The sequence below is a fragment of the Caulobacter sp. genome (assembly GCF_035254145.1).
In the GTDB taxonomy this organism is placed as follows: domain Bacteria; phylum Pseudomonadota; class Alphaproteobacteria; order Caulobacterales; family Caulobacteraceae; genus Caulobacter.
Window position 1 is genome coordinate 1 of sequence record NZ_DATFAV010000257.1, and the last position, 5418, is coordinate 5418.

Consider the following 5418-nt stretch of genomic DNA (forward strand, 5'->3'; position numbering starts at 1 on the left):
GTGGCGATCTGCGCTCGCGTCACGCCCGGGGGCAGGGCCGCGTGGGCGGGCAGATCGTCCCAGGTGAAGGCGATGACGGGCTTGTCGGCGGCGTGGGCGCTTGTGGCCACGAGCGCCATCAGCGCCCATCCTCCGACCTTCCCGGCGAAGGCCGGGATCCAGGTCGAACACGTTGCGGTCGTGGTCTTGGTCGTGATCTGGGGCGCGAGCACGTTTGACTCTCCGGATGGATCTGGGCCCCGGCGTTCGCCGGGGAGGTCGAATTTCTAGCGGGCCTCGAACAGGCTCAGCGGGATCGCGTCCGCCATGGCCTTGTAGCCGGCGAGGTTGGGGTGCAGGCCGTCGTTATCGTAGGCCGCCAGCAGGTGGGTGGGGCGAGCCGGATCGCGCAGCGCCTTGTCCCAGTCGATGACGCCGTCGAAGTTTCCGGGCGCGCAGATGAACGCGTTGATCGCTTGACGGTCGGCCTCGCTCTCGGGGCCGGGGTGGTAATAGGCCGAGCCCGAATAGGGCAGGATCGTCGCGCCGATCACCTTGATCCCCCGCGCGTGGGCGCGATCGATCATCTGGCGGTAGGCGGCGATCACCTGGTCGACCAGCGCCTTGTGGGCTTCCGGCGTCGCGGGGGCGTCACGGGTCAGGACGCCCAGGTCGTTGACGCCTTCCAGCAGGATCAGGTGGGTGACGCCCGACTGCGAGAGCACGTCGCGCTCGAACCGCGCCAGAGCGTTGGGGCCCAGGCCGTCGAGCAGGACGCGGTTGCCGCCGATGCCCAGGTTCAGCACCGAAAGGTTCTTGCCCTTGAGCCGCGCGATCAGGGCGTCGGTCCAGCGCTGGTTGGTGTTGGGCTGGACGCCGTAGCCGTCGGTGATGCTGTCGCCGAACGCGACGATCGCGCCGGCGGGCTTGCTGGCGACCACCTCGACGCTGGCGATCTGGAACCATCGGTCGGCCGTCTTGGCGCCGGGCAGGTCGACGTCGGCGGCGTGATCGCCGGCCAGGATGTAGGAGGTGGCCCGGGAGCCGGGATGGCCGGTCTGCACGTCGGGGGCCTCGCTGTAGCGCAGGCTGATCGCCAGATCGGTCAGCGGCGCGACCTTCAGCGACACCGGGTCGGACCAATAGTCGGCGCCGGCGGGAATGGTCACCTCGCTCCGACCCGAGAAGGTGAGAGCCCGGTCGGTGGCGGGATCGATGCGCGGACTGTCGAGGGCCGCCGAGACCGCGATGCGCGCGCCCTTGATCGTCAGGGGGCGCGCGCCAAAGGCGTTGGACAGGCGCACCCGAACCTTGTCGCCACCCAGGCTGAGGCGGATCACCTGGCGAAGGGTGGCGTCGCGATAATCTTCAGGGGAGAGACTGTTCTTGGCGTCGGGAGCCAGTTGCGCGCTGGCCCAGGCCCCCACCCAGCGGCTCGGCGCTTCGGCGGACGCGGTCCCCATGGGCGCGGCCATGGCGAGGGACAGACCCAGTATGGCCAGCAATCGGCCCACGCGCAGCTTCATCGGCGTTTCTCCCCGCTCCGCGCTTATGGCGGTAGCGGTAACATTGGTATGACCTCCCGAGGCCGTCGTAAAGCGGTCTAAACGGGCTTTCCGCGACCGGACGCCGCGGCCGATAAGAATCGCTTGCAACCGCACCTGTGTTAGCGGTAACAGATTATCCGTGAGGCGCGACGCGCCTCTGCCCTTCCTGGGCGTTTCCTCCCTATGACTTGAGCCCGGCCGCAACGCCGGGCTTTTCTTTTGCCGGTTGATTGGAAACCGCGCCCGCAGACCAGACGAAAAAGAGGCCGGAAGGCGAACCTTCCGACCCCGGTAATTTCAGCAGTAGGGCTTGCGCCTAGAAGCGCTTCTTGATCGACAGATACGCTTGGCGCGGCGGCGCCGGCAGCACGGTCATGGCCTCGCCGGTGGCGTCGCTGTTGACGAAGCCGCCCGAGCCGATGGTCGAGATGTAGTCCTTGTCGGTCAGGTTGGTGACGTTGAGCTGGACCTCCAGGCCCTTGCCCCAGCCTTCCTCGGCGAAGCGGTAGCCCAGGGCCAGGTCGGCCACCGTGGTCGAGGGAACCTGACCGCCGACGTTCTCGTAGGTGTAGTAGCGCTTGTCGGTGTAGCTGACGCCCAGCTTACCGAAGAAGCCGGCCTGGTCGAACGACAGCTCGCCCTTGAAGATGTTCTTGGGCGTGTTGACCACGGTCTTGCCCTTGGTGCGGACCGTGACCTTCCCCGCGCCGTCGACGACGTCGTCCTCGTACTTGGAGTCATTGTAGGTGTAGGCGCCGTAGAGGCTCCAGGCGTCGGTCAGGCGGAACGTGCCGGCCAGCTCCACGCCCTTGGTCTCGACCGAGCCGACGTTCGACAGCAGGGCCGGCAGGCCCAGGATCGGCGAGGCGGTGTTGGCCGCCAGCAGGCGATTGTCGAAGGCCACGTGATAGACCGCGGCCACGCCCTGGAAGCGTTCGGTGCGATAGCGCGCGCCCAGCTCGAAGGTCTTGGAGCTTTCCGGCTTCAGCGTCTTGGCGACGTAGTCGACGACCGTCTGGCTCTGCGAGCCGAACGGACCCGAGGTGGCCGCCGAGACGAAGGCGCCCATGTTCTCGGTGTAGCCGCCGAAGGCCTCGAAGTCGGGGCTGACCTTCCAGACGAAGCCGGCTTGCGGCAGGAAGGTGTCCTTGCTTTCGATTTCGCCGGCCAGCGGGTTGCCGACCACGGTCTTGACGCTGTTGGTGACCTTGATCGACTTGAAGCCGAAGTTGACCTTGAAGGCGTCGCTGATCGTCCACTCGTCTTCGAGGTGACCGGTCGTGGTCTTGGTCTCGAAGCTGTACTGCCATTGGGTGAAGAACGGGTTCGACTGGAAGTCCAGCGGATCGCGCGACGGGGCCGCGGCGGTCTCGGCGTAGAAGCGGCGCGCTTGGTTGAAGTGGTTGATTTCATGCCAGAAGCCGCCGCTCAGGCGGTGGGCGCCCAGGTCGACCGTGAGACCAGCGGTCAGGCCGCCGCGATCGATGTCATATTCAGTGGTGCGGATCGACAGCGGGGCGGCGGTCGAGCCGGCCGTGCCAAAGCCCGGGCTGGCCAGGTAGGGCGTGTACCACAGGCCCTGGCCCTTGTTCTTGTGCTGGTAGGCGGTGGCGTCCAGCTTGACGCGGTCGGTGATGTCCAGGTTCAGCTTGGCGCCGTAGAGGTCGTCGTCACGCACGCCGGCGCCCGCGTAGTAGGCGTCGTCCACGGTCTTGAACGGCGCGGGCAGGGCGGTCCCGGTCTGGTAGGCGCGAGCGGCGGCCACGGCCAGGCCCCAGTTCGGCTGGGTGTTGTCCCAGTCGCGGCCCAGGCGCTTGATCATGTCGAACGACAGATCCTGGTAGTCCTGCTCGCGGCGTTCCGAGCGGTGGTAGAAGCCGGTCAGGTCGCCGCGCTCGCCCAGCGGCATCACGAGCTTGGCGTCGTACTGGCGCTGCTTCTGCTCGCCGCCGCCCTTCCACTTGTCGGACTTCTGGTCGGCGACCGAGATATAGCCGCGCAGGCCGCCCAGCTGCTCGATCTCGCCGGTTTCGAAACGGCCGAACACGCGGTGCATGTTGTCCGAGCCGCCGGTCAGGTCGATCTCGCCGCCCAGCTTTTCCGACGGATCGCGCGAGAAGAACTGCAGCGTGCCGCCCAGGTTCGAGGTCGAGGCGGTGCCAAGGGCGCCCGCGCCCTGGGCCAGCTCGACGCGGCCGATGTTTTCCGAGGCGACGGCGCGGCTGATGTGCAGGCCGTTGTGGTTGCCGTAGCTCATGTCGCCCAGCGGCACGCCGTCCAGGGTGAAGCCCAGCTGGTTCTGGTTGAAACCGCGGATCGAGATGCGGGTCGACCACTCGTAGGCGCCGAAGGCGTCCGCCGACTGGAAGGTCACGCCCGGCAGCTTGTCGATCGCCTTCAGGGCGCTGGTGCCGGCGGCTTGCAGGCCGATCGCCTCGCTGTTCAGCGTCTGGATCTGGCGGCTCTGGCCCTGGCCGATGATGATCAGCGCGTCGACTTCCGAATTGTCAGCGGGCGCGGCGGCCGGCGCGGCGGCGTCGACGGCCTTGTCGTCGGCGAAGGCGTTTCCGGCGGCCATGACGAGGACGAGGGCGGCGGCGCCCAGCAGCATCTGGTTCTTTTTCATTGTGAGAATCCCCTTGTCCGACGCGGATCGGCGTCGGCTGGGAGGATCGGCTAACAGCGCTCGACGACGGGCGAACGACGGTTCGGTGTCGGATAGTCGACACTGGCGCGACGAAATGATGAACCTCTGGCGAGGGGCGTAATGTCCCACCGCGATTGCGCTAAGCGGTCCAGGCCGCTATTTCAGCGCCCGATCCCCGAAACCCTCGTCCAGCGAGAACGCGAGCCCTCATGGCGCAGCAATATATTTTCCAGATGCAGGGCCTGACCAAGGCCTATCCCGGCGGCAAGAAGGTCTTCGAGAACATCTGGCTGTCGTTCTATTCCGACGCCAAGATCGGCGTCGTGGGCGTCAACGGCTCGGGTAAGTCGACCCTGCTGAAGGTCATGGCCGGCCTCGACAAGGAATTTTCGGGCGAGGCCAAGGCCGCCGATGGCGTCAAGCGCGGCTATCTCCCGCAGGAGCCGGTGCTGGACCCGACCCTGGACGTCTGGGGCAACGTCATCGCCGATTGCGAAGACAAGCAAATCTTTGACCGCTACAACGCCCTGGCGGCCCAGCTCGGCGAGGAATACACCGACGAGCTGATGGAGGAGATGACCAAGCTGCAGGAGGTCATCGACGCCCGCGACCTGTGGGACATCGACTCCAAGGTCGAGATGGCCATCGACGCTCTGCGCTGCCCGCCCAACGACGCCAATATCGAAAGCCTGTCGGGCGGTGAGAAGCGCCGCATCGCCCTGGCGCGCCTGCTGCTCAGCAAGCCCGACATGCTGCTGCTCGACGAACCGACCAACCACCTGGACGCCGAGTCGGTGGCCTGGCTGCAGCACCACCTGGAAGAGTTCCCGGGCTGCGTCATCCTGGTGACCCACGACCGCTACTTCCTCGACCAGGTCACCAAGTGGACCCTGGAACTCGATCGCGGCAAGGGCGTGCCCTACGAGGGCAACTACTCCGGCTGGCTGGAGCAGAAGACCAAGCGCGTCGTCCAGGAGCAGTCGGAATCCGAAGCCCGCCAGCGCGCGCTCACCCGCGAACTGGAGTGGGTCCGCAGCTCGCCCAAGGCTCGTCAATCCAAGAGCAAGGCCCGTCTGGCGTCTTACGAGGAAATGGTCGCCGCGCAGGAGAACGCCCGCGCCGCCCAGACCCAGGCCCACATCCAGATCCCCCCCGGCCCGCGCCTGGGCAACCTGGTGCTCGAGGTCAACGGCCTGGAGAAGGAATACGGCGACAAGGTGCTGTTCAAGGACCTGTCGTTCCGCC

The 5418-nt window shown here is 66.8% G+C and carries 3 protein-coding genes and 1 pseudogene; 1 reads left to right on the forward strand and 3 read right to left on the reverse strand.

The features are described from left to right. From VJ655_RS15820 to VJ655_RS15830, 3 genes and pseudogenes are all read right to left on the reverse strand, one after another. A pseudogene (locus VJ655_RS15820) lies at nucleotides 1–158 on the reverse strand (hypothetical protein); the annotation flags it as partial. 108 nt (nucleotides 159–266) lie between these two features. After that, nucleotides 267–1454, reverse strand: coding sequence for an SGNH/GDSL hydrolase family protein (locus VJ655_RS15825; RefSeq protein WP_414646992.1), 1188 nt, complete (start codon nucleotides 1452–1454; stop codon nucleotides 267–269). A 388-nt stretch (nucleotides 1455–1842) separates the two neighbouring features. Continuing rightward, complete coding sequence (locus VJ655_RS15830) at nucleotides 1843–4152, reverse strand: TonB-dependent receptor (RefSeq protein ID WP_324112713.1); 2310 nt, start codon at nucleotides 4150–4152, stop codon at nucleotides 1843–1845. Between the two features lie 230 nt (nucleotides 4153–4382). On the opposite strand from VJ655_RS15830, the gene VJ655_RS15835 reads away from it, so the two are divergent. After that, a partial coding sequence (locus VJ655_RS15835; RefSeq protein ID WP_324112715.1) for an ATP-binding cassette domain-containing protein occupies nucleotides 4383–5418 on the forward strand: 1036 nt, incomplete at its 3' end.

Coding starts and splice junctions, on each gene's coding strand:
- VJ655_RS15825 (WP_414646992.1), bottom strand. CDS start 1,454: ATGGCCGCGCCCATGGGGACCGCGTCCGCCGAAGCGCCGAGCCGCTGG.
- VJ655_RS15830 (WP_324112713.1), bottom strand. CDS start 4,152: ATGAAAAAGAACCAGATGCTGCTGGGCGCCGCCGCCCTCGTCCTCGTC.